Source organism: Candidatus Pseudothioglobus sp. Uisw_086, from assembly GCF_048085745.1.
Taxonomy (GTDB): domain Bacteria; phylum Pseudomonadota; class Gammaproteobacteria; order PS1; family Pseudothioglobaceae; genus Pseudothioglobus.
Genome location: NZ_CP159803.1, coordinates 1655694 through 1676282 on the forward strand (window position 1 = coordinate 1655694; position 20589 = coordinate 1676282).

General features: G+C 39.6%; 18 protein-coding genes. All 18 read right to left on the reverse strand.

All coding sequences use genetic code 11. From position 1 onward, the window contains the following. Positions 1-2 precede the first annotated feature (2 nt). Complete coding sequence (locus ABXT49_RS08350; RefSeq protein WP_416653560.1) at positions 3-1058, reverse strand: alcohol dehydrogenase family protein; 1056 nt, start codon at positions 1056-1058, stop codon at positions 3-5. 58 nt (positions 1059-1116) lie between these two features. Continuing rightward, a complete protein-coding gene (locus ABXT49_RS08355) occupies positions 1117-2433 on the reverse strand; it encodes a M24 family metallopeptidase (RefSeq protein WP_416651891.1) in 1317 nt (438 codons plus the stop codon). 13 nt (positions 2434-2446) lie between these two features. Then, entirely contained in the window at positions 2447-4864 is a 2418-nt protein-coding gene (locus ABXT49_RS08360; RefSeq protein WP_416651893.1) for a GcvT family protein, read from the reverse strand. 27 nt (positions 4865-4891) lie between these two features. Then, positions 4892-6412 (reverse strand): trimethylamine methyltransferase family protein, encoded by a 1521-nt coding sequence (locus ABXT49_RS08365; RefSeq protein WP_416651895.1) that lies wholly within the window; start codon positions 6410-6412, stop codon positions 4892-4894. Between the two features lie 115 nt (positions 6413-6527). Next, positions 6528-7541 (reverse strand): ester cyclase, encoded by a 1014-nt coding sequence (locus ABXT49_RS08370; protein ID WP_416651898.1) that lies wholly within the window; start codon positions 7539-7541, stop codon positions 6528-6530. A 2-nt stretch (positions 7542-7543) separates the two neighbouring features. Next, positions 7544-9148 (reverse strand): GMC family oxidoreductase, encoded by a 1605-nt coding sequence (locus ABXT49_RS08375; protein ID WP_416651900.1) that lies wholly within the window; start codon positions 9146-9148, stop codon positions 7544-7546. Positions 9149-9151: 3 nt separating this feature from the next. Beyond that, a complete protein-coding gene (locus ABXT49_RS08380) occupies positions 9152-10033 on the reverse strand; it encodes a carbohydrate ABC transporter permease (protein ID WP_271537275.1) in 882 nt (293 codons plus the stop codon). A gap of 1 nt (position 10034) precedes the next feature. Then, positions 10035-11060, reverse strand: a complete 1026-nt coding sequence (locus ABXT49_RS08385; RefSeq protein ID WP_271541948.1) for a carbohydrate ABC transporter permease — start codon at positions 11058-11060, stop codon at positions 10035-10037. A 96-nt stretch (positions 11061-11156) separates the two neighbouring features. Further along, positions 11157-12386: an ABC transporter substrate-binding protein gene (locus ABXT49_RS08390; RefSeq protein ID WP_416651901.1), complete on the reverse strand. Its 1230-nt coding sequence runs from the start codon at positions 12384-12386 to the stop codon at positions 11157-11159. Between the two features lie 190 nt (positions 12387-12576). Then, positions 12577-13284, reverse strand: a complete 708-nt coding sequence (locus ABXT49_RS08395; protein ID WP_416651903.1) for an RraA family protein — start codon at positions 13282-13284, stop codon at positions 12577-12579. Continuing rightward, a complete protein-coding gene (locus ABXT49_RS08400; protein WP_416651906.1) occupies positions 13269-13961 on the reverse strand; it encodes an alpha/beta fold hydrolase in 693 nt (230 codons plus the stop codon). The genes ABXT49_RS08395 and ABXT49_RS08400 overlap by 16 nt, the downstream gene beginning before the upstream one ends. Next, positions 13958-15091, reverse strand: coding sequence for a cobalamin-independent methionine synthase II family protein (locus ABXT49_RS08405; protein ID WP_416651908.1), 1134 nt, complete (start codon positions 15089-15091; stop codon positions 13958-13960). Before ABXT49_RS08405 ends, ABXT49_RS08400 begins: the two co-directional genes overlap by 4 nt. 38 nt (positions 15092-15129) lie before the next feature. Further along, positions 15130-15792 carry an HAD-IA family hydrolase gene (locus ABXT49_RS08410; protein ID WP_416651909.1) on the reverse strand — a complete coding sequence of 221 codons (663 nt, stop codon included), beginning with the start codon at positions 15790-15792 and terminating at the stop codon, positions 15130-15132. 17 nt (positions 15793-15809) lie between these two features. Then, positions 15810-16775, reverse strand: a complete 966-nt coding sequence (locus tag ABXT49_RS08415) for a cupin domain-containing protein (RefSeq protein ID WP_416653561.1) — start codon at positions 16773-16775, stop codon at positions 15810-15812. Positions 16776-16777: 2 nt separating this feature from the next. Then, positions 16778-17746 (reverse strand): nuclear transport factor 2 family protein, encoded by a 969-nt coding sequence (locus ABXT49_RS08420; protein WP_416651911.1) that lies wholly within the window; start codon positions 17744-17746, stop codon positions 16778-16780. 3 nt (positions 17747-17749) lie between these two features. Continuing rightward, a complete protein-coding gene (locus ABXT49_RS08425) occupies positions 17750-18772 on the reverse strand; it encodes a LacI family DNA-binding transcriptional regulator (RefSeq protein ID WP_416651912.1) in 1023 nt (340 codons plus the stop codon). After that, positions 18772-19536: an SDR family NAD(P)-dependent oxidoreductase gene (locus ABXT49_RS08430; protein WP_416651915.1), complete on the reverse strand. Its 765-nt coding sequence runs from the start codon at positions 19534-19536 to the stop codon at positions 18772-18774. The genes ABXT49_RS08425 and ABXT49_RS08430 overlap by 1 nt, the downstream gene beginning before the upstream one ends. A gap of 2 nt (positions 19537-19538) precedes the next feature. Next, on the reverse strand, positions 19539-20543 hold the full coding sequence (locus ABXT49_RS08435; protein ID WP_416651918.1) for an ester cyclase: 1005 nt from the start codon (positions 20541-20543) through the stop codon (positions 19539-19541). Between the last annotated feature and the right edge of the window lie 46 nt (positions 20544-20589).

The window sequence follows — 20589 nt, forward strand, 5'->3', positions numbered from 1 at the left end:
CGTCAAGGCAACAGTACTAATTTTCCAACATATTTTTTAGAAATAAAATCTTTTTGGGCCCTTACAATATCCTTGAGAGGATAAGTCTTGGATACTAATGGCTTAATTTCATTTCTTTCTATATAGCTAATTAAATTTTTAAATACTTGAGAATCCTGAACAGTACAGCCCATTAATGTTAAGTCTTTTAAGTAGAGAGTTCTAATATCAAGTTCAACGATTGGACCAGCAATTGCTCCTGCAGCAGCATATCTTCCACCTCTCTTAAGAACATCAAGCAGATCTGCCCAATCGCTTCCAGCAACTAGATCGATAACAACATCAATACTTTCATTTTCTAAAAAGCTTATCAATCGATCTTCTCGATTAATGACCTCATCAGCACCTATCTTTTTAACCGCGACTACCTTTGATTTACTTGCTATTGCCACTACAGAAGCGCCCCGTCTTTTTGCAAGCTGAATTACAGCAGATCCAACGCCCCCAGATGCACCTGTTATTAGAACAACTTCACCCGCCTTAACATTTGAACGCTCTAATAGGTTTTCTGCAGTTGAGTATGCACAAGGAATGGATGCTAATTCTATATCGCTCCAGTCACTCTCAATCTTATAACTTTCATCACTAAAAGCAACCATGTATTGTGCGAAAGCACCATCACATTCTGAGCCCATAGTCCAACATTCAAAGGGTCTATAATCAACCGCATATTGCTGCATAGTTCTAACCAGGACTCTCTCACCAATACGCTTAATATCAATATCGCCACCTACAGCAACAATTTCACCGCAACAATCAGCTCCTTGAATAATAGGAAAATTAAGAGGATTTCCTGACCAGCTTCCATCATCCCCTAGTCCTTTAGAGTCGCCAGAATTAGTTTCATCTCTAACCGATTTTGAGTACCAAGCGGTGCGAGTATTAATATCTGTATTATTAATACCAGCACCCAAAACTCTAATTAATACTTGATCTGATTCAGGCGTTGGAACTTGAACATCATTTCGATGTTCAAGCACATCAAAACCACCATGTCCAGTTGTTAAAACTGCGCTCATTGTATTTGGAATTTCACTCATATTAGTCAGCAGTTATTTAAAAAAAATATTATAAAATTTAAAGTAACAAATCAGATTCGAATGGATAACTGGTTAATAATTCATAGCCATTTTCTGTAATAAGTACCTGTTCTTCGAGCTTAACACCTGGTCCACCGTCACGTCGACCAATATAGCTCTCAACACACAACACCATTTTAGGTTTTAAAACTCCATCAAAACTATTTTCATTTAACTCCCAGCTAAAAGGAATTGCAGGGAACTCATCACACATTCCAACACCATGATATAAGACTGAATAATGACGAAACTCATTTCTTGGATACTCTTTAGCGTTAAGCGTTAACTCTTTAAAGGTCAATCCTGGCTTTAAACTTTGCATATTAATTTGGATCTGATCAAAGGCCTTGGTATAAATATCTTTTTGCTCTGAACTTGGCTTTTCATCACCGCACAACCAAGTTCTTGACATATCTGTACAGTACCCATATGATCCAACTAAGTCGGTATCAAAACCCATCAACTCTCCAGCCTGGATTGGTCTCGATGAACACTCTTGGTACCATGGATTTGCTCTAGGACCAGAGGCAAGAAGTCGGGTTTCAATCCACTCTGCCCCTCTATTGACTGCCTCCATCTGAAAACGACTCCAAAGCTCCTGCTCAGAAATACCAGGTTTAAAATAATTTCGCATTAACTCTACAGAGCGCTCACAAGCAAAAATAGAGCGCCTCATTGCATCAATCTCATCATCTGATTTAACGAGCCTTGCTAACTCCATTACCTCTTCACCATTAGTAAGCTCTAGACCAAGAGATTGAAGCTCATGAATACCTTCTGGAGCACAATGATCCACAGACAACCGCCTATTGCCTTTACCGTACTCTCTCACAATATCAGATATTTCAGAAGCCCAAATTTTAGCTTTTTCTTTACTTTTATCTCCCGCAGTAAAGTAGAGGTATGTCAGTGCATGTCTGACTTCAGTTATTAATGGGTTATGATTTGATAAAAACTCATGGGCATCAAATTCAAAGATAATAACGGGCCCTTCAGTCATTATTAATGAGTATCTAGCTGCATTATGGGAAGTCCATAAAGACATATTAGTACTATCTGTAGCGTATCGAATGTTGACAGGGTCATAAAGTAGAATTCCAGCACAGTCAAATTCAACAAGTTTTTCACGAACTCTTTTCAGGCGATATTCTCTAATTTTTGTCATATCCGGAGCTGCTAAGCCAGCGTCATGCCATTCTTTTTCTGCCAGCTCCCCAGGCCCAAGCGCGTGCTTATTAAGGCTAAAAATATCTTCAACAGCGTCTAGATGAGAGCCAATTTTCGAGTGGTGTCTTTTGGGTATTGAAAAGCTCATAAAAATCCTCTTTTTACTGTCTAATTTTGGATCCAGAAGGATCATAGAGTGGTTTCATTTCTACTGAAGCCTTATGAAATTCGCCTAATATCTCCACTTCAAGTTCTGTACTAGGGTTAATCAGTGCAACTGGAAGATAGGTCATAGCAAGGGATTTTCCAACCGAGTGGCCATAACCTCCTGAAGTAATATAAGAGACACACTTGCCGTTATACATTACCGCTTCATCTCCACTCACATCCGTTTCTGTATCAATTTGAATGACTGAAAGTTTTTTAATTGGACCATTCTTTTTTTCTACCAAGGCTGCTTTTTTACCAATAAAGTCACCCTCCCAATTAACAAAGAAATCCATTCCAGACTCCATTAAAGTAAAGTCAGGGCGATAATCCATTGTCCATGCTCCCCAATTTTTCTCAAGCCTCATTGACATTAACGCTCGTCCACCAAACCACTTTAGTCCAAGATCTTTTCCAGCCTCATCTATTTCCTCAAAAAGCTTTAATTGGTATTGTGGTGAAACATATATTTCATAGCCAAGCTCTCCTGTAAATGAAATTCTGACGCATAATGCAGGAACGCCAGCTATAAAGGTATCCCTTATATCGCGAAACTTAAAAGCTTCAGAGCTGACATCTTCTCTCGTAAGCTTTGACAACAATTCTCTTGACTTTGGTCCAGAAATTGCAATACCATGAAAATCATCTGTCATGTTTTGATAGAGGACATCATCTATACCCTCAAGATGTTTTTCAAACCATCGAAGGTGCATATTTTGTGCTGCACTTGAGCCAAATAAATAATAGGTCTCTTCATCAATACAGGAAACTGTTAGATCACCATTCAACTTACCACTCTCTAGAAGCATGGGTGATAAGTTAACGCGGCCTTTACTAGGAATATGTCCGGCAAGAATTTTTTCTAAGAAAGCTTTTGATCCTTTCCCAGTAAACTTATGATTCGCAAAGTTTGCAACTTCGATTGCACCAACAGATTCGCGAACAGCATTGACCTCACTTGCAACATAATCATGGGATCTTGATCGATGAAAAGTTGGTTCCTCATATGCATCCTCTGATGAATTAGCAAACCACAATGCATTTTCAAGCCCAAAAGTGTCCTGCCATACCGCTCCCTTTTGAGTTAATCGATCGTATATTGATGTTGTTTTTTGGCGCCTGCCTTTAGGCAGCGTTTCGTTTGGAAAGGTCATTACAAAGCGTCGTTCATAATTTTCTGAAGACTTAATGACGCCCCATTCTGGGGTAGCAAAATTACCAAAGCGTGCAATATCCATTGCCCAAACATCGACCGATGGCTCACCTTCAATCATCCACTCTGCAAGCGTCTTTCCAACACCTCCAGCCTGGCAAAAACCAGCCATAACACCGACAGCTGTCCAATAATTTTTCATACCTGGAACGGGCCCAATCATAGGGTTGCCATCTGGAGAGAATACAAATGGTCCATTAATAATATTTTTAATTCCAGCAGTTGCTAGCGCAGGAATGCGCTCATATGCCAACTCCAATCGATCCGCAATATTATCAAGTTTTGGCTCCAATAAATCATGTCCAAAAGTTTGTGGTGTGCCATCCAATGACCAAGGAGTAGATCGTGGCTCATAGGTTCCCAATAACATGCCAGTATTTTCTTGGCGTGAATAGAGATTCGCTTCAAAATCAATAAAACTAGGTAAGCGCTGGCCATCGGCTAAGCTAGCAATCTGCTCAATTTCTTCCGTAATTAAATAGTGGTGCTCCATCGGAACTACGGGCAAATGTATTCCAGACATACGTCCAAGTTCGCGGGCCCAAAGTCCACCAGCATTGACGATATGTTCTGCATGGATATTGCCTTTCTTGGTGACAACATCCCAAGAACCGTCAGATCTTTGGTTGGTCTCTATAACAGGTGTGTGTGTATAAAACTCAGCGCCATGAACGCGCGCAGATTTCGCATAAGCATAGACAACGCCCGAAGGATCAACATCACCCTCAGTTGGATCCCATAATGCTGCAACATAATGCTTGGGATCAATTAATGGATGCTTATCTACAACCTCATCTAACGACACAAATTCTTGCTCTAGGCCTAGTGTTCTAGCTTTAGAGCGCTCACGCTTTAGATAGTCATGCCAACTTTGATTTGAAGCTAAGTAGTAGCCTCCTGTTTTGTGAAGACTTATAGAGTGTCCCGAAGTCTCCTCAATTTCTTTGTATAAATTAATTGTATAGTCCTGTAACTTGGAAACATTCGGATCAGAACTAACTGTATGAAATGAGCCAGCTGCATGCCAACTTGAGCCAGATGTTAATTCGTCCCTTTCAAGAAGAACAACATCTTTCCACCCCATTTTTGCAAGGTGAAAAAGAATCGAGCAGCCTACTACGCCGCCCCCAATAACAACAACTCTTGCAGAATCTTTCATAACCAATTCCTTAATAAAAAAGTGCCCCTATAAAGGAGCGGCTCCACCCTCTGCAACCCTTTTGTCAACAAAAGCTGAAAGTCCTTCTTCCACTTCTGGCTTTAACTTTGGCTCTTCATACTCTTCTAAGAGCTGCTTCCATATTTTGTTTGCTCGTTGAGTTGCAGTTTCTGAACCTGCATCCCTCCAAGATTCAAAATTTCTCCAGTCTGAAAGCATTGGGTTGTAGTGTTCAGTCTCATATCGATCCAAAGTTTGTTGAGCTGCAAAAAAATGATTTGCAGGGCCGACCTCTGCAATCGCTTCTACCCCTAAGGTATCTTTATTCACAATTGTGGGTTGAAGAAAAGCCTCCATCATTTGGTTCATCTCAGCGTCTAAAATTACTTTCTCATAAGATGCGCAAAGTCCTCCCTCTATCCAGCCATGGCCATGCAGAATAAAATTTACTTGGCCCAGCAAGCAAGCCCATAGAGACATTTGTGACTCATATACTGATTGCTCATCTGGAGCATTAGAGGCGTTAGCATTAGATGCTCTAAGAGGAATTTTATATTTTCTTGCTAGTTGTCCACTTGCGATTGTAGCTTGCGTATATTCTGGCGTACCAAAAGCTGGGGAGCCTGATTTCATATCAACATTTGAAGTAAAGCTACCATACATTGCAGGAGCTCCTGGCTTAACACATTGATGAAAAGCAAGTCCCGCAAGGGCTTCAGCATTTTGCTGAACTAGAGCACCCGCAACAGTGATCGGCGCCATTGCCCCAGCCAGAGTGAATGGTGTATAAATAACAGGTTGATTATGCTCTGCCATTTCAATAGCACCTTCTAAAAGGGCCTTGTCATAGACCAATGGAGAGTTTGCATTTACAACTGTAGTAATTGAAGGTTCCTTCAGAAGGGTTTCTTTATTAATCCCTCTGCTAATTTGGACAATTTTAATGACATCAAGCATCCTCTCACTGCCAATCGCGTATCCAAAAAGGGGTTTTGTTGTGAGTCGAGCAGCTGCAGAAACTGCCTTTAAATGCCGCACACTTACATCCAAATCACAAGGTTCGACAGGGTAGCCACCAAATGCATGGACCGTATTTAGCATTTCGCCTAGTTTGATTAAGTTTGTGTAGTCTTCAAAGTTACCTAGAATTCTACCTCTATCTAGATCAGAAACATTTGGTGCACTGGAAACCATTGTATTAATGATAGACTGACCACCAACATGCACATGCCTTTCTTTGTTTCTTCCATGAAGCGTAAACTCACTAGGGGTGGTTGCTATTTTTTCCATTATAAAACCTGGTTCAAATCTAACGCGTCTTCCATCAGAATCAATGGAGGCACCACCTCGTTTTAAAATCTCTACTGCTCTAGGGGACTGGATGTCCATACCTGTATCACTTAAAACTTTTAAAGAGGCTTCATGGATTGATTCAATCTCATCCAATGAAAAAATGCTCATCGGCTGAAAAGGATTCTTTTTTTGTCGATAAGGGGCCTGTGTAAAGTTGGTAACTTCTCTAGTGACCTTAGCTCTTCCTCGTCTCATTAATCAACTCTATTTAAATCGTTATAGAATTGATGTTAATTCAAAAATGAATTGAACTCAAGTTAAAAATATTTATTAAAAATAGTGAGCTGTATTCAGCTCACTGAGAAGTTTTTTAGGTTCTTGGAGTTTTTTTGATTCGATCTAAGATATCAACGCCTTGTTGCTTCCAAAAATGCAATAGGTCAATGAAAATCCAGTTTTCTGAGAGTTTATCACCTTCGCGGCGATACATATCTATAACCCTCATGTCTCCTGGTTTTTCCGATGCAGGCATTCCCATAAAACCGCCTGTAGGAGTAAGAGTAAGGTTAGGCCATCCAAAAAAACCACCAAAATTACCTTCTGCAAGTTTACAAAGATGGCCATTAGAGATACGATCTTTAAAACCAGCCCTAAATGGCCCAGAGTGCTGCTCAGCGTATCTCTCTATTGTATAACTTGAGCCAATACCAGCAGGGCCCCACCAAATCATATCTTCATTCCAGCTAGCTCTAAGTTCATCAACTAGTGATATTTTTCCTGTGTGCTTCCAACCCTTAATATCTTCAATCATAAAATTTATTGAAGCCAGTGTTTTTTCACCTTCTTGCATATTTTGTTCTTCGAACAACAAACCCTCATGAGTCATTGGTCCTGGCTGAACAAGATGGGCACCTGTTTGAGGTGGAAATGGGTTAAGTCCAACCTGCAGCATGACATGGGGAATATCAAAAAACATTGCAGTTTCAGTTATCTTTCCATTTTCAACCTTATTAAATTCGCAGTAACGTAATAAAGCCATCTTTCTTGATGGAGCAATTCCTAGCCATTCATTATCAAAGAGTCCCATAAGATGGCCCATAGAAACTACCCAGACGGATTCAAATCCGTCAATTTGATTTTTTCCTGCAATAAAAATATCCATACGTCTTTGAATATTTTTAAATGCATGACGAAATGGCTGCCAGAAAATTTCTGAAACTTCCTTAGCATCTGAAATCTCATTAAAGGGATGGAAGCCTCTCCAAATATAGTCTTCACTAATATAGTTTTTTAAAACTTTTGTAATATCAGTACCTTGTGCGGAGTCAAGTGCCTTGTAATAGTCACGAATTAATTTTTTTTCTTTTTGCAAGTTTTGAGTCATATTTATTCCTTATTTAATATCATTGTTGCGCCCATTTCTGCAATCATCATGGTTGCTGCTGAGGTATTACCACTTACTATGCTAGGCATAATAGAGGCGTCAATCACACGTAAGTTATTCATTCTTTTTACCTTTAAATCTTTTGGAGAGACGACTGCTAAATCATCGACCCCCATCTTGCAGGTCCCAACAGGGTGATAGACTGTTACTGCAGTTTTACGAATGTAGTCTAATAGTTCCTCATCTGATTGGATAGATTTCCCAGGTGCAATTTCTTCACCACGAACTTCATCAAACTCTTTAGATGATAAAACCTCTCTCGCTTTTTTAATCGCTTCAATAATGCTTTGCTCATCCCTGGTATCAGATAAAAAGTTTTGGTCGATAAGTATCTTGTGATTCTCACCTTCCTTCTTTATTTTTACTGACCCTGAACTATGCGGCCTTAACAAGCAAGTAAAAAGAGAATACCCATGCCCAAACTCAAACTTTCTGCCGCGGTGACTTCGGTAAATAGGCGTAAAGTGGAACTGGACATCAGGATACTCAGGCTGACCAAGTTTTGTATCTGCAAAACCTCCAGCTTCAACAAAATTACTCGTCCACCAGCCCATCCTTCTAAAAAGAAAGTTAAAAGGAGAGGTAATTATATGGGGCAACAAAGACCTCCATGAAACACCAATTGATTCTGCTTTCTTTGAGCGAACTGTGACCATTGTATCTAAGTGGTCTTGAAGATTTTCACCAACCCCTGGAACATTATGATGACAACTAATTCCTGCCTTTTCAAGCTCCTCCCTATTTCCTATTCCTGAAGATAAAAGTATCCTCGGTGACTCAATGGCACCAGCACATAGTAGAACCTCTTTATTACAATATAATTCTTTATCAATACCATTAACTTGAAGCTTTAAAGACTTAGCAATATCGCCTTCCACCTCAATTGATTGGACTCTGGCATGGGTCATTATGGTTAGATTCGCTCTAGAAACAATAGGCTTAATAAAAGCCCTATAAGAATTAACTCGAGTTCCTTTATCCTGATTAACCTTGTAAATACCCAGGCCTAATTGAGATTCATCATTAAAGTCAGAATTCTTTGGAAGCCCTATATGAGTGCCAGCATTAATAAAGCGCATTGCGGTCTTATTGACCTCTTGTGGCATGACAACTGGCCACTCACCGACTGTTGAATGGTACTTAGGGTCTCCCCCTGTTTTATCATTCTCAAGTTTTTTAAATATCGGTAAGACATCATTATAAGACCAGCCCTTACAACCTAGGGTCTCCCAATTATCGTAATCATTCTTATTACCACGAATATAGATCATGCCATTAATTGAGCTAGATCCCCCAAGGCACCTGCCACGATTAACAGTAATTACACGGTTGTTTAGTTTTTTTTGTGGGACTCCCTTGTAAGCATAATCAAGCTTCTTATGGTCATATGCAACAGAAAGGCCAGCAGGAATTTGCACCCAAGGACTCTTATCACTTCCGCCTCCTTCAATCAAACAGACGGTGGTTTCAGGGTCTGCGCTTAATCGATTTGCTAAAACGCATCCGGCGGAACCTGCGCCAATAATAATATAATCAAACGAGGACAATGACTAACCCTTAACTGCGCCAGCTGTTAGTCCACTAACCAGCTGCCTTTGAAAAAACATAACCAGAATAAACAATGGAACTATAGCAGATACCACTGCTGCGACTGCAAACATAATATTGCCTTCTGTTTGAGTGGTGCCCATAAAGCTGGCAATTTTAGGGACCATAGTTTGGTTTTCCTGAGAGAGTAGTAACGCTGTAACAGCAAAATCATTATATGCCAAAAGAAATGAGAAGAGTCCAGCAGTAATAACACCTGGCCACATTACTGGAATAATTACATGTCGAAATGCTTGGAACTGAGTACACCCATCAACCTTTGCACTCTCATCAAGCTCTTTCGGAATTGTTTGAAAAAATGAGTGCAGCATCCACAATGTAAATGGCTGGTTAATCGCTACTAAAACAATAATAGTGGTCGGCAATGTTCCCCAAACATTCCAATCATAGAAGGGTTGTAAATAGCCAGAAACAAGAGTGATTGGAGGCAGCGCACGAAAAACAAGTGCAATTATTAGCAGCCAAAATGAATAACGAAACCCAGACCTTGAAAGCGCATAACCGCCTAAAGTTGCAAGAGTTAATGATATGAGTACTGTAGAAACACAAACTATCGCTGTATTAAAAAAAGCGCGCCAAAACTCTTCTTGGATCCATGCGCCCTCATAACCTGCGCCTGTAAAAGATTTTCCATATACTACTTGTGTTCTTACTCCAGAAAATACATTAGTCCAGTCTCCTTTTGAGAAAAAATCCAGCTCTACTTTGAATGAACCCCACATAGTCCATAAAAATGGAAAGGCTGCCAAAATTAACCAGAATAATACAAAGCCATATATTAATAGTTGGAGTCCTAATGGTCTTTTTATTTGATTTGAGGTCATATTATTTCTCTGGATTAAATTCACGCCATGTTCTAATTAAAACTGGCATAAGAAGTATGATGACGCCAATTATTGTCAACACTGATGTCGTTGCCGCTGAAGAAAGAAGTCTTATCTCTTGGCCAATATCATTCCATATAATCCATGAAAGAGAGGTCGCATGTGCCGAAGCACTAAAACCAACTATTGGCTCAAATACTCGGAAATTATCCATCAGCTGAATTAAGGCCACAAATGCTACTAGTGGAGATAAATGAGGCACAATGACATGAATAGTTTGCTGAAAGCGTGTGGCCCCATCAATCATTGCTGCTTCTATAGTTTCTTGTGGAACAGTCTGAAGTCCGGCGTAAAAAACAATGAAGGCAAAAGGGGCAGAGTGCCAAACACCGTATACAATAAGTGTTATCCATGTTAGGCCAGTTGATGCCTTTAGTGACAAGGTAGGATCTGCAAATAATTCTTGGAGGCCTGAACCAATAATACCTCGTGCATCAATCATCCAAAACAGAATTAACGAACCAACCAAAGGGGTTACAATCATCGGCAGCAATGAAAAGAACACCATGAATCCTTTCAAGTGTCGATGCAGTGAATTTACTGCTATTGCAATTATAAATCCAAATAATATAACCAGTGGGGTTACCACAAAGGTATAAGTCAAAGTAAAGCCCATTGCTCGATAAAATGGAAGATCGTTTAGACTGGAAACAAAATCAATAAAGCTTGTCTTACTCTCCCAGAACTCACCAACCTCTTTAAAGGCTAAGTGGTTTCTATCAGTATAGATTTGAAATCCAACCCACTTACCTTGTGGCTTCTCTTCGTTGATTTTTTGACTTGCCTGATGATCAATAGTAGTTTCAGATTTACAACCAAATGGATCACACGATTCAACAACAATCAATACCTGGTCATGAGGTGTATGAAGTGACTGACTCACAATCGAAGTTAAGGGCAAGGCAATGAACAAAAACATTGCTAGGGCTGTAGGTAAAAAGAACCAAAAAAAAGTCTTATGCTTCATATGGAAATAAGATTAGAGAAACTCAATTATACAAAAAAAGAAAAGGGCATGTGAAACACACGCCCTAATCTTAGGAGACAAACAACTTACAAAAGCTTATAAATAGCCTTTTTCTGTCGCAGCAGTTGTGTATGCCGCTTCTAAACCAGCTAAAGCTTCTTTAGCAGTTTCTTTGCCTTGCATGAAGTCAACTAATTCAGCACCTGCAGCTGAATGCATTAGACCTGCATATGGCAACATTGGATATGGCTTAGTTCCCATTGCAGCAGCAGCAAATACACCTGCAGCAGCTGGAGTAGGCTCATAACCATCAATTAACCAAACAGCTTGTGGCGAAGTCGTTTCGTTCAACATAGCTGGACGAATTGCATGCATCATAGCCATAAAAGTAGCCTCTGCATCTGTATCTGAAATATTCTTAGCTACAGTAAATCCATCCCACCAAAGAGTTGAAGCTGCAGTTGTACCACCACCAACTGTCATAGGGCCAGCAGTAGCAGTAGCTGCTACTACAGCAGCATCTACCTCATCGCCTTTAAGGGCTCCGATACGTGATCCCCACATATTCATAAGTGCAACATTGCCAGCTTTCCATTCAGCACTCGTAGCATTTGAGTCGTGTGTTAAGAAGTCTGGGTTCATATATTCAGACAAATCCTTCATCATGTTAAGCGCATCAACACCATGCTGGTTGTTAACTGCAATCTTAGCTGAACCAGGCTCAAAGAACTCACCGCCCTGACCAATATACATATTGACGAATTCTTCAGCTAAGTTCCAACCGGCTGCATAAGCTCCGCCAACTGGATTATCCATTAAACCGCTAGAACGAATTTTTGCAGCAGCTGCTAACATTTCTTCATAAGTAGTTGGGACCGAAAGTCTTAACTCTTTCAAAACATCTGATCTATAAGTCAAATGCTGAGCGTTCGCCATAAAGGCAATACCCATAATATTTCCATCAATTGTAACTAACTGGCTTTTCTGAAGACCCTGTCCATGCTTAGCAACTAGATCGTTCAAAGGTCTAATCACATCATTGTTCATAAGTGCAACAATTGATGAGTTAGCAACAATAGCTGATGTAAATTCAGCTGGGTTACCAGTCATACCTGGAAGATTAATTTTTTGATGATCAGCAGTTAGGTTTGTTTCAACTGTAACACCACCACCTGCACACTCCATTGCGCCTGCACCGATTGTTTGAATCGCTGGAAACTCATTACCAACAATACTAACTCTGCCTTCAGAGATGCCGCAACCGGCCCATGCACTTGAAGCTAGAGTAGTAAGCGCTACAACTGTAGCGATTTTTCTTAAAAACATAATATCACTCCTTTTTTTTCAATTAAATACAAATTAATAATACATCGTAACAATTATTAAAAAATATATTGCATACGATTGCAAACGATTATATCACAGAGTCTTAATCTCTATATAACTTTTTATTCAGCATATTAAACCGAGACATACTTTCTGCAATCTCTCAATAACCTTACTCAAACTTAAAAATTTATGTTCTTGTTTTTTCAAAATCTTCCCATGCACTTTTAAAGCTATCAAAATTGAAATCTTTCTTTTCAGCAGGACCAAGAATCAACTGCTCTGAAGCAAACAACTTATGGATAGCGTCCTTTAAACTATTAATAACCTCTTTAGGGATTACAACTGCGCCGTGAAGGTCAGCATGAATTAAATCATTTGGGGAAACACTCATACCAAGAACACTAATTTTTGTATCAATTTCTCGTACGTGAACAAATCCGTGACTTGGACCGATAGAGCCTGCAACGACTGGAAAATCTTCTGCAAGATCACCAAGATCTCTCATAACTCCGTTAGTCAGCGCACCAGAAAGACCAAACCCTTTGTGAACTTTCGTATTAACCTCACCCCAATAAGCTCCAATACAATTTGGATAATCAACATCCTCTATGACTGCAACGGCAGGGCCAGTAACTTCTGACATATAGCGGTAATAATTCATCCTCCGTTCTTTAATTATCTCTTGATCTTCTGATGGCGGACTCAGTGCAGCAATTTTTGCAGTTTTGGCAAAACCAACCATTGCTCCACCTTTTGGTGCCGAGCAAATCATGGTTCCACGAGTAAATTCTGAAAAACCCCTCTTGCCTTGTGCTACTTCAATTGCGTTACATACAGTAGGTGTATCTACTGATTGAAGTAGGGTAAGTAATTCTTGATCTAGTTCATAAGCCATGTTTTTAATATCTCCGTAGTTTTCTCTGGTTGTTCTAATGTTGGCAAATGACCGGCATTTTCAATTACCTCTAAAGTAGAGTTACTAATTATATTATGCATCAATTCATGCTTCTCTAGAGGGCATAATTTATCTTCCAAGCCGCATATTATCAACACGGGAATATTAAGTGAGTTAAGGGCCTCCTGTTGATCAACTCTTCCTTGGAGGGCTCTTGACTGGTTAACAAAAACTTTAGGACCTAAAGAAAGAGCCATATCCATGCAGATATTTAAAATAACATCTGGATTATCGCTATCCGCTAAATATTTAGGTTTCATCTCATCACGAATAACATTTATTAATTTTCCTGATAAAGCATCACTAATTTGAGGCTCACGCTTGGCCTTCACTTCCTCTAATTCAGATTTAGGATTGGTATCAATTAACACCAATTTTTCAACTCTTTCTGGTGCCTGTGAACAAATTTCCATAGCTACAATACCACCCATAGAGTGGCCAGCAAGGCTGAATTTTGGTGGCGCATGACTTAAAACATCAGCCGCCAAGTCGCTAATATTATCATGTTTAGAAATATCTGCAATATGCACCGATAGCTCAGCGAGAAGCGCCTCTATTTGTGGCGCAAAAATGCGCTCGTCACACATCATTCCAGGAATCATTACAAGGGGTGTCATAATCTATTACTTACAAGTGCAGCACCCTCAGATAAAGACTTTAATTTAGCAAAAGCAATTTCTGGATCAACCGCTCCAAACCCTGCAAATGTTCCAAAACCACAGTCTGATCCTGCAATTACTCTTTCACTCCCTACTATATTAACAAATTTTTCGATGCGCTCTGCAACTAGCTCAGGATGCTCAATAAAGTTAGTGGTTGTATCAACAACCCCAGGTACAAGTATTTTCGTATCTGGTATTTCGCTTTTACGATCTCTAAAAACTGTCCATTCATGAGCATGGCGTGGATTTGAAGTTTCAAATAAAGTATATCGAGCTTTTGCCTTCATAAGAGTTCCAAAAACCTTATTCATATCTATATCACAACAGTGGGGACCTTCATAATTCCCCCAACAAATATGAATTCTAACCTTCTCTTCTGGGACATTCTTCAGCGCATGATTTAAGGCTTCAACGTGTGACTCAATAATCTTTATAAACTCTGAGTCAGACAAGTCACTAAATAGCATATGCCTAGAAAGTGCTAGATCAGGACAATCTAACTGTAAGTCTAAACCTGACCCTACGATAGTTTCATACTCATCTCTCATAGCATCGGCCAAGGCGGCCAGGTAAGAATCTCTTGAAGGGTAGTAGTCATTTTGTAAAAATAGTGAAATAACGCCAGGCGAAGCTGCATTCATAAAACCTCTATCAATGCTATTTTTAGCCATTGCAGATTTCAAATTAGATATATCCTTTTGAAGCTCTCCTTGGCCTTTTGACTTTACTTCACTTGTGCACATTGGTCTTGAATATTGAGGAGTTCCACCATCATCGGATAGCCTTTTAAGAAAGCCTGGAAACATCTTTAAGTCTTCTGGCGCATTTCGAGCACTGTCACCTGAAAAACCTGTATATCTATCTTTCACATAGGTTGCGTATGATATTTTTGATGTCTCCCCATCACTAACAATATTGATACCTGCATTTTTTTGTTTCTCAACAGTCTTTAAAACATTCTCTTCCATGCACTCATCAAAACTCTTCTCATTATATTTTTGACTATTTTCTCTTGCAAAAATATAGTCAACAACTTCTTGAGTTCTTGGAAGTGAGCCTACGTGACTAGTTAATATTCTACTCATTCATTACTCCTTAATAATATATAAAAAAGGTCATTCCCTTATAGCTTTTTTAGGTCATCGGCAGACAAATGATCCGTTACAAACTCAGCACTACTAAAATCATTACCTTGTGTATTCGCTCCCGGGAATCCAATACACTGGATACCTGCTTCTAAAGCAGACTGCATACTAATTTCAGAGTCCTCAATGGCAATGCAATCTTTTGCATCTAGATGCAGCTCAGACAGAGCTTTTAGGTATATATCTGGACTTGGCTTTGGATTAGATACCATTGTATCGTTGCCAATGAAACTGAAATCATTGCGCTTTATCTGATCTCCTAATGCATAAAAGACAGCATCAATATTGACTTTTGAAGTATTTGTCACGAATGCTAGTAGTAAACTACTATCCAGTGAATGACTAATAAGGCTTGCTACACCAGGGCGGAGTAGGATGGATTCTTTGGCCATCAAACTATCAAAGATTTTAGTTTTTTGTCTATGCAGATGCATTGCATCTATATCATCGCCGCGTTGAATCGCATAGTTTTTGATCCTCTCGCAGCCTCCAGACTTTGCCAGTAGCTTCTGGTACTCATCAGGACTCCAATTCCAGTCAAGTTCAGCCTCAGAAAATGCCTGGTTGAATGAGCGACGTTGAAGCTCAGAGGTTTCAACAAGTGTCCCAATCGATCCAAAAAGAATTGCTTTATGATTCATTATCATGTCCTTAAAAATTAGCTTCTCCATGTTGGGCCTGCTTGATCATCAGTCTTTGTAACCCTGAAAAGACTTGCACTTCTCAAATCTTTAGGGACAATCTTATGCAGCATTTCAGGGCGTATCAAACATGTGTCCCCAGGAGAAAGAGTTGCAACATTGTCATCCCACTCTAGAGACCATTCACCACTCATTATCATATTAACCTCGTGTCGACTTGAAGAGTATTGCTCTTCAGTAAAAGTGTCGGATGTAATGTAGTCAACTTCAAAACCAGGTCGATCTTTTAAAATCCCATCTACCCCAATAACATTTAGCGGTAAATTCTGTGACTTTTGCTTTAACTCTGATGAGCTGACAAAAAAATTATTAATAAACTCTTCAGTTGTAATTTCAGAAAAATTTCTAAGATTAGTTTCAGTTAATAATGGCATTGGGTTGACATTTTTTGGCAAAATCTCCCCTTTTTTAGTGTCATATAATAATCCATTTTCACCCAAAATCAGGCCAAAGTCTTTGGCATCATTAATAACCTCAGGTGCCCATGTAACGCCTCCCCCTGCATCATCACCTCCAAGTATTGCCATCAACATTCCATAATCCTCACCAACATTTTCAAATGCGCGAAACATACCTGTAGGAATATTAACCATATCGCCTTCTTCTGCAACTACCTCTCCAGAATCACCATAGCGTCCCCAGAAAAAACGCCATCGACCCTTAAATACGTAGAATACTTCAGCAGTTGTGTGCGAGTGTAATGAATTTGTGCAGCCTGGAGGTTGGCCCGCAGCGCCAATATTAAAGCCTGGTGATTGATCAATATGAACATACTGATCAGGACTCTCTGACACCCCAGAACCAATAATTGTAAAGTTATCTTTCTGATTTGATCCAGGCGTATGTGCGTCAATAAATGCAGTTTTGCAAGGCTTTAAATCAGTATATCGAACAATACACTTTTCCATTTCTTCTAAAGTCATTATCATCCAGTCTTGAGGATTATTTGCTTCCACATAGAAGTCTCATCAAATAATGTGTACTCTCTTCTTAAGCCCCATGGGCCAAATTCAGCATGAGAAACTCCCATCACATATAAATCAGCACCTGTAGGTTCACCAAAAACTCCCCAACCATCATGCTTACCTTTTAGAGACCATCGAACAGCTGCGCGGGGAGACATATATGGATCTTCTCTTCCAATTTGATGCTCGATAGTAAATTTTGCACTCGGCATTGAAGATCGAAGGCCCATCCAGAACTCATCTGCATCCGAGTAGGAATGGCCTGAAACGCCTCCAGGATATTCCAAATCACAACCACGGTCATACTCATCATTAATCACTGATTGATCAGAGTCCATAATCCGTTTTAATATATCAACATACTTTTCGCCCCACTCATTAGTATTGCCCTTTCCTGTATATGGCCCAGGTTGATCCATAGAATCTTTAAAAGGGTGTAGGCATTTATCCATACCACCCTCTGAATCTATCTGCTTTCTAGCAAAGTCTTTTGGATGAACACCCAGCTGTCTTGCCATAGCGCCTACATCACGAATTAGCCATTCATCATTAACTTGATTATTAATAGCATGGCAATCTGCTATCGTTCTAAAAACAATTTTTGTACCCGTTGCTTTACCAAACTGCCCATCGCCCATGTGAGATGCCGTTGATATAATTCTATGGGATGACAACATTCCTGTCTCAGGAGTGCCAGACCAGATTACATCTTCACCTAAGAGTTGACGATCTGGAAATTCAGATAAGGTTGCTTTGGTCGCCTCTATAACTGGCTTATTGCCAATTATCAGGGAGTGTGGGGATCTTAATATAATATCATCCGAATAAAGATAAAACAGTTTATCAATTCCTCGTTCTTCCCAAATTTCATGAGTAATGCCATTTATCCAATCTGGAAAATTAGCATATTTTGAATCAAAACCTTTCATAAATTAAACTCCATAGTTATCTAAAATTTTTGCAGATCCTCTAAGTATTAGAGGACCATCAATTTTTATACGTCTTGGCTTAGTTGAGTTATCTTCAATACTGTCAATTAATATAGCAACTGTTTCGTCCACCATACGATTAGCACGCTGCCTTACAGTAGTTAGACTATAAGCTAGCCATTTGGCAACCGGGACATCGTCATAACCAACAACTGAAACCTGGTCAGGTATTTTTAGTCCGAGCTCAAAGCGCATTACGTCCATTACTGCAAATGCCATATGGTCATTTGCCACAAAAACTGCATCTGGTATTTCACTTGCTGTGAACATTGATCGTGCTGCTTGACGAGCCTCGTCTAAATTAAAGTTACCAACTTCTCGAGCAAAAAGACCCTGTCCATTCTTTTTAAGTTCGTCAGTAAATCCTTTCTCTCGATCTCTTTGAGTAGATGCGCCTTCCCAGCCTGCTATATAACCGATTCGTGTATGGCCATTATCACAGAGAAATTGTGCAATTTTTTGCCCCCCAAGTTCATTATCAGAGGTAACTGCTGAAAGTCTTTCGTCATCCTGAGTACGATTAAATAAAACAACTGGGATGCCAGCATCAGAACATCTTGATGCTAAATTAGTAGACATTCCAACAGACGCTGCAATGATTCCATCCACCTGATAGTCTAAAATCTCTTCCACTACATTATCAATATTTCCTGAAGTATTTGTGGCCATAAAGATCAATACGTGATAACCATTCTTTTGAAGGGCCCCTGATAGAAGCTCTAACGCTTCAGGATAAAAGTAATTATCTAAGTAGGCAACAACAAGGCCTATAATTTTTGTCTTTCCAGTAATTAGTGATCGCGCTACTATATTAGGTCTATATCCAAGCTTCAAAGCAGCCTTTCGAACTAGCTCATTAGTTTTTTTAGAAGATGAAGCTCCAGGTGTAAATACGCGAGATACTGCAGACTGGCTAACGCCAGCTAATTTTGCTACTTCTAATGACGTGACTTTTTTATTTAGCATTAGTCAGCAGTCCAGCCTCCATCAACCATAAGTGCAGAGCCAGTGACCATTGCTGAGCCAGCGGAAGCTAAAAATACTACAGCCCCCATGATATCTTCAACCTCTCCAATTCGGCCAATTTTAATCTTACTTTCAATCCACTCTTTACGATCAGGATTATCAAAAGTTGATTGAGTAAGCGGTGTACGTATAAATGTTGGACAGATTGTATTAACTCTAATTTGATGAGAGCCCCACTCGATAGCCATAGCTTTTGTAAATCCCTCTACCGCATGCTTTGATGCTGAATAAACTGCTCTATCAATCCCGCCTACATGACCCATCTGAGAAGAAATGTTGATTAAAGAGCCAGGTTTTTTTGCTTTTATTAATCCATTCGCTACTGCTTGAGTTACAAAGTATGCGCCGCGAAGATTAACATTCATTACCGCATCAAAATCTTCTAATGATGTATCTTTAGAAGGTGCGTGCCTGCCTAAACCAGCGCTATTAACTAAAATATCGAATGGTCCTTTATTATCAATAGTTTCTTTAATTGCATTTGTATCAGCAACATCCATTACCATTGCTTCAGCACTTAACCCTTTCGCTTTCATTGCATCAACAACAGAATGAAGTTTATCAATACGTCGGGCTGATACAACAACGTGAGCGCCTGCTTCAGCCAAGGCTACTGCACAACCAAGACCAATACCAGATGAGGCTCCTGTAATTAAAGCAGTCTTGTCATCTAGTCTAAACGATGGTGTAGTTGGAAGCTTCACACTCAATATCCTTTTGTATTTCTTGCTTTGTTAAACTCTCTTAATCTTCCGAGTACATCGACACCCATTTGATCATAAATATCAAGGATATCAAGCATCACCCAGTTTTCTCTTATTTTTCCTTCCTCGAGCCTCCAGAAATCAAGAGAGCGAAGAAAAACCTCTTTGTTAGTTGGAGCTATGCCCATCCAACCATCATGGGCAAGAGTTTGTTTCATATTTGGCCAGCCAGTTACGGCTACATAATCTCCATCGCCAAAAAAGTGGTAGCCTACTTTATCTCCCCAGCCATCTCTCTTACTATAAGTTGTATCCTTTCCTCTATCAGGCATAGCATTCAAAAATGGAATTTGATGCCAATTTCTAAAACCTTCAACTCCTCTTCCACTTCCTATAGCAGATGGTCCATACCAATTCATTTTTGGATGCCAATAGTAATCCATTTTCATAATCTCAGGGCCGCCCTCAGAAGGGTGTTTTTTCATAGCATCAGCCATTCCTAAAATATGCTCCATTGAAGTGTTACTTTTTTCTAGATCATAAGGCTTATCTGAAATTCCATCCATCGTTGCTGGACCTGGCACACACCATTCTCTTCCAAGTGATGGGGCCATTGGCCAAGAGCCTGACTGTATCATTAGTTCTGGGATGTCCCATAAAACCTGAACTTCTATTATTTTGTCATCCCGAAAGCAATAAAATTCATGAAATCGCATGTGGGCTATATGGCCTGTTGGCGGAATATCTAAAAAAGGTTTCAAGAATGTACCATTATAAAAACCAGCACATCCTATCCACTCTAGATCCTTTTCTGTTTTTCCGCCGATAACAATATAATCGCGTCTTTCTAGATCTGGCATTGATTCAAACAAGGGTTTAAGCGCCAGGTTATAAAAATTAGTTGGCCCTGAAATATCTCCAAAAGGATGAGAAAGATGAATAGTAGCTTCCTCATAAAACAAGGAGTTAAGATTTTTTCGAACCTCATCTTCGGTAAAACTATACATACTCAATCTTAGGGGCTTTATTAGCTCCTTAAGATAATTAATTCTA

Bases quoted from the DNA above. Each gene is read 5' to 3' on its own strand.
- ABXT49_RS08350 (WP_416653560.1), bottom strand. From the start codon at position 1,058: ATGAGCGCAGTTTTAACAACTGGACATGGTGGTTTTGATGTGCTTGAA.
- ABXT49_RS08355 (WP_416651891.1), bottom strand. From the start codon at position 2,433: ATGAGCTTTTCAATACCCAAAAGACACCACTCGAAAATTGGCTCTCAT.
- ABXT49_RS08360 (WP_416651893.1), bottom strand. From the start codon at position 4,864: ATGAAAGATTCTGCAAGAGTTGTTGTTATTGGGGGCGGCGTAGTAGGC.
- ABXT49_RS08365 (WP_416651895.1), bottom strand. From the start codon at position 6,412: ATGAGACGAGGAAGAGCTAAGGTCACTAGAGAAGTTACCAACTTTACA.
- ABXT49_RS08370 (WP_416651898.1), bottom strand. From the start codon at position 7,541: ATGACTCAAAACTTGCAAAAAGAAAAAAAATTAATTCGTGACTATTAC.
- ABXT49_RS08380 (WP_271537275.1), bottom strand. From the start codon at position 10,033: ATGACCTCAAATCAAATAAAAAGACCATTAGGACTCCAACTATTAATA.
- ABXT49_RS08385 (WP_271541948.1), bottom strand. From the start codon at position 11,060: ATGAAGCATAAGACTTTTTTTTGGTTCTTTTTACCTACAGCCCTAGCA.
- ABXT49_RS08390 (WP_416651901.1), bottom strand. From the start codon at position 12,386: ATGTTTTTAAGAAAAATCGCTACAGTTGTAGCGCTTACTACTCTAGCT.
- ABXT49_RS08395 (WP_416651903.1), bottom strand. From the start codon at position 13,284: ATGGCTTATGAACTAGATCAAGAATTACTTACCCTACTTCAATCAGTA.
- ABXT49_RS08400 (WP_416651906.1), bottom strand. From the start codon at position 13,961: ATGACACCCCTTGTAATGATTCCTGGAATGATGTGTGACGAGCGCATT.
- ABXT49_RS08405 (WP_416651908.1), bottom strand. From the start codon at position 15,091: ATGAGTAGAATATTAACTAGTCACGTAGGCTCACTTCCAAGAACTCAA.
- ABXT49_RS08410 (WP_416651909.1), bottom strand. From the start codon at position 15,792: ATGAATCATAAAGCAATTCTTTTTGGATCGATTGGGACACTTGTTGAA.
- ABXT49_RS08415 (WP_416653561.1), bottom strand. From the start codon at position 16,775: ATGACTTTAGAAGAAATGGAAAAGTGTATTGTTCGATATACTGATTTA.
- ABXT49_RS08420 (WP_416651911.1), bottom strand. From the start codon at position 17,746: ATGAAAGGTTTTGATTCAAAATATGCTAATTTTCCAGATTGGATAAAT.
- ABXT49_RS08425 (WP_416651912.1), bottom strand. From the start codon at position 18,772: ATGCTAAATAAAAAAGTCACGTCATTAGAAGTAGCAAAATTAGCTGGC.
- ABXT49_RS08435 (WP_416651918.1), bottom strand. From the start codon at position 20,543: ATGTATAGTTTTACCGAAGATGAGGTTCGAAAAAATCTTAACTCCTTG.